Origin of the sequence: Burkholderia sp. BCC1988 (assembly GCF_905339895.1) — a bacterium.
Lineage (GTDB): Bacteria > Pseudomonadota > Gammaproteobacteria > Burkholderiales > Burkholderiaceae > Burkholderia.
In genome coordinates this window covers 1-3,016 of sequence record NZ_CAJPHA010000053.1, presented here as the reverse complement: position 1 = coordinate 3,016, position 3,016 = coordinate 1, and the positions used below count along the sequence as shown (strand labels likewise).

The following is a 3,016-nucleotide window of genomic DNA, read 5'->3' as shown; positions in this document are numbered from 1 at the left end:
CGGTAAGCGCTCGATTGAGCACACTGAATCCGGATTCTGTCGATGCGCCGTCGAGACGTTGTTCAGTGGCCGAGAGTATCCAGCAAGCGCCGCTCTCTTTCGAGCTCTTCCTCAATCTGGCGCCGATGCTCCGTAAAGGAGCAGAGGATGTCCCGCAGGATGCACAGGAGCTGTTCTGATTGCGACGAATCTCGTCCGCACTCCTTCTGGTCGCTAACGCGCTTTTCTTGCAGGGCGATTCGCTGCAGCGCTTCCGCGATATGACGATCCGCAAGCACTAGCGCGGATTCTTCCTTTCTCAGAGTCATGGCGACCTCCTTTCGGGAGTTGCAGCGGGCCATCGCTGCGGTGACTATCCGAGGATACACCCAGGAATCCAGAGGATAGCGGCGTTCCACATCGTTTCAACAGGCCGCAGCGCACCGCGTCTGATCAGGCAGGGTTGACATCCACAGCGGACCGTTGCGCGAAGTTGAACGGCAGGAGGTCAGTGACATCGTCATGCGGCGCGCGCTGCGGCAGTTGGGTGAGCACATGCAGAAGGTATGCGTAGGGCTCGACGTTGCAGGCCCGACACGTCAGGACGAGGCTATAGATCATTGCACTCGCCCTCGCGCCGGCAACGGTGTCGCTAAATAGCCAGGAAGACCTGCCCGTACAGAATGGCCGAATGTCGCGCTCGATCACGTTATTGTCAATCGGAGCGCGTCCGTCGCTCACATAGCGGCTGAGATACGTCCACTGGTTGCGCGTATATGCGATCGCTTTGCCGAGCAGGCTTTCTGGGAGCGTCTGCGGCGCCTGTTCATCGAGCCATTTCCGGAACGACTCGAGTAGCGGTACGCTGTGCTGCTGGCGCAAGCGGAATTTGTAGGCGGCCCGGGTCTCGTCTACGGGTAGATCGCCCTTTGCGAGTGTTTCGACCTGGTAAAGCGCCTTGAAGTATTCCAACGCTTGCGCAGCACGACCGCCTGGTTTCTTCATTCCCTTGAGGGCTTCCACGAAGGCGCGACGTGCGTGGGCCATGCAACCGAAGTGCGTCGGACCTTCGAGCGTGCGCCAGGCGGCATACCCGTCGGTCATCAGCAGACCTTTGTAGCCGGCGAGGAACGTCCGGGGATAGTCCTGCCCGCGCCCCGGCTGGTAGTCGAACAGCACGACGGGCTCGGGGCAGTCTTCGGCGCTACGGTACACCCACATGTACGAAGTGCTCTGAGCGGCTTTGCCCGGCTCTTTAAGCACCTGCACCGTTGTCTCGTCGCCGTGGATCAACTGCTGCGACAGCAGCGTTGCGCGCAGCGCCTCGTACAGGCGGCTGTAATGCAGCTCAGCGGGCCGGATGATCCAGTTCGCCAGCGTGCCACGCCCGACTTCGATTTCCGCGCGTGCCAGCGCGTGGGCCATCCGGTATAGCGGCGTGCCGTCGACGTACTTCCCCGCAGTGACCGTCGCGATCATCGCCGCACTGGCATTGCTGCCCGGCAACGGCTGGGCCGGCATCGGCGCCGTGATCACCGGCGTACGTTCCGCGTGACGTTCACAGTGGCGACATGCGTATTTGAAGCGCACGTGCTGAAGGACCGAGGCCTTTACTTCGACATGCAACTGTTCGCTGGTCTCTTCGCCCATACGGTGCAAGGCGCGCTCGCAGCACGGACATACCTTATCGCTTTCGGGTAGGTCGTATTCAATGCGCTGGCGCGGCAGGTGCGCCGGTAGGGGCTTCCGTCCTGGTTTGCTTCTTGTCGGTGCCGGCGCATCAGGAAGACCCGTGTCGGGGAGCACAAACGCGTCGTCAGTGCCGTCGCCGTCCATGTCGTCGGCCTCAGCGCTGGCGAGCTGTTCGGCTTCGTCGAAGACGCGATCCTTTAGCTTCTCGCTGCTCGGGGCGAAGCGTCTGCTCTGCGCGAGGCGAAACTGCTCTTCGAGCTGAGTGACCCGTTCGCCCAATTGCCGATTTCGTGTCTCGAGTTCACGAATATAGGCTTGAGCAGCCGGTGGCAATCGAGAGAAGTCGTCCTCGTTCATACCCCAACGATAGCGAAGTGTCGCGCACGGTGGGTTTACGGGAATGTGTAACAGGCCGACCAATACCCACGGGGTGACACGGAATGCTCAACTGGCGTGATGGTACGATCGCACCGGGTGACGCCGCACCGCGTCAATGTCGATGCCCTCCAGGAGCCAGTGCAACTGCTCGCTCGTCAGTTTGATGACGGTTTGCTGCCGGCGCGGCCATACAAAGCGGTCCTCCTCGAGCCGCCTCAACATCATCCAGAAGCCGTTGCGATCGTAGAACAGCAGCTTGACACGGTTGCGTTTGCGGTTGTGGAAGGCAAAGACGGCGCGAGCAAACGGATCGAGTTGCATGGACTGCTCGACGAGCGCCACGAGGCTATTGATGCCGGCCCGGAAGTCAATCGGTTCGCGATGCAGGAAGACCGCCAAGTCCGCCTCGAAGCGGAACATCAGCTTGCTCCCAATGCAACGACCACCGCATTGATTACTGCAACGTCGCCTGCGGAACATTCAAGTTCGAGGTTCACTCCGTTGGGCAGGCGAGCCATCAGCCGCGCTGGTCGAGTTGACAGTTGTGGAGCACAGGATGATTCTGCACTGGTGACCCGGCTCGGCGAGCGCGTACAAGTCACGACCGGCGTTGGCTCGTCGATCGTGACCACCGGTACAAACGCTGACAGCGCGGCCGGCGCGTCATGCGTGACCGTGGTGCCACCCCGTTCACTCGCGCGAACCCACTTGTGCAACTGGTTGGCATTCACGCCCGCTTTAAGAGCGAGGCCCGATAGCGAGGCTCCCGGGCGCAAACAGGCCTCAACCAGCCGTCGCTTGTCCACCGGGTCAAAGCTTCGCTTGCCTCCGACGCCAACATGCGTCACACGCAACGGCAAAAAGCTCAGGTCATCATCTGTCATGGATTGCGTCCGCAAGTAGATTGCGGACGCAATCGTGAACCTACTCAGCAACCGAAGCTAGGTGTGCGAAATCGCGCGCTTAC

4 protein-coding genes are annotated in these 3,016 nt (G+C 61.0%); all 4 read right to left on the bottom strand.

Annotation, left to right across the window (positions count from 1 at the left end; all coding sequences use genetic code 11):
* Positions 1-62: 62 nt before the first annotated feature.
* The 4 genes from U4012_RS35465 to tnpA all read right to left on the bottom strand — a co-directional run bounded on the left by U4012_RS35465 (position 63) and on the right by tnpA (position 2,933).
* Positions 63-308 carry a hypothetical protein gene (locus tag U4012_RS35465; RefSeq protein WP_321804519.1) on the bottom strand — a complete coding sequence of 82 codons (246 nt, stop codon included), beginning with the start codon at positions 306-308 and terminating at the stop codon, positions 63-65.
* A 124-nt stretch (positions 309-432) separates the two neighbouring features.
* The gene (gene tnpC / locus U4012_RS35460) at positions 433-2,028 is read right to left on the bottom strand and encodes an IS66 family transposase (protein ID WP_321804517.1); all 1,596 of its coding nucleotides are present in this window, start codon (positions 2,026-2,028) and stop codon (positions 433-435) included.
* 87 nt (positions 2,029-2,115) lie between these two features.
* Positions 2,116-2,469, bottom strand: a complete 354-nt coding sequence (tnpB, locus tag U4012_RS35455; protein ID WP_321804514.1) for an IS66 family insertion sequence element accessory protein TnpB — start codon at positions 2,467-2,469, stop codon at positions 2,116-2,118.
* A complete protein-coding gene (gene tnpA, locus U4012_RS35450; RefSeq protein WP_321804512.1) occupies positions 2,469-2,933 on the bottom strand; it encodes an IS66-like element accessory protein TnpA in 465 nt (154 codons plus the stop codon). The genes tnpB and tnpA overlap by 1 nt, the downstream gene beginning before the upstream one ends.
* Between the last annotated feature and the right edge of the window lie 83 nt (positions 2,934-3,016).

Excerpts from the sequence above, each read along its gene's own strand:
- U4012_RS35465 (WP_321804519.1), bottom strand. The coding sequence starts at position 308 with ATGACTCTGAGAAAGGAAGAATCCGCGCTAGTGCTTGCGGATCGTCAT.
- tnpC (WP_321804517.1), bottom strand. The coding sequence starts at position 2,028 with ATGAACGAGGACGACTTCTCTCGATTGCCACCGGCTGCTCAAGCCTAT.
- tnpB (WP_321804514.1), bottom strand. The coding sequence starts at position 2,469 with ATGTTCCGCTTCGAGGCGGACTTGGCGGTCTTCCTGCATCGCGAACCG.
- tnpA (WP_321804512.1), bottom strand. The coding sequence starts at position 2,933 with ATGACAGATGATGACCTGAGCTTTTTGCCGTTGCGTGTGACGCATGTT.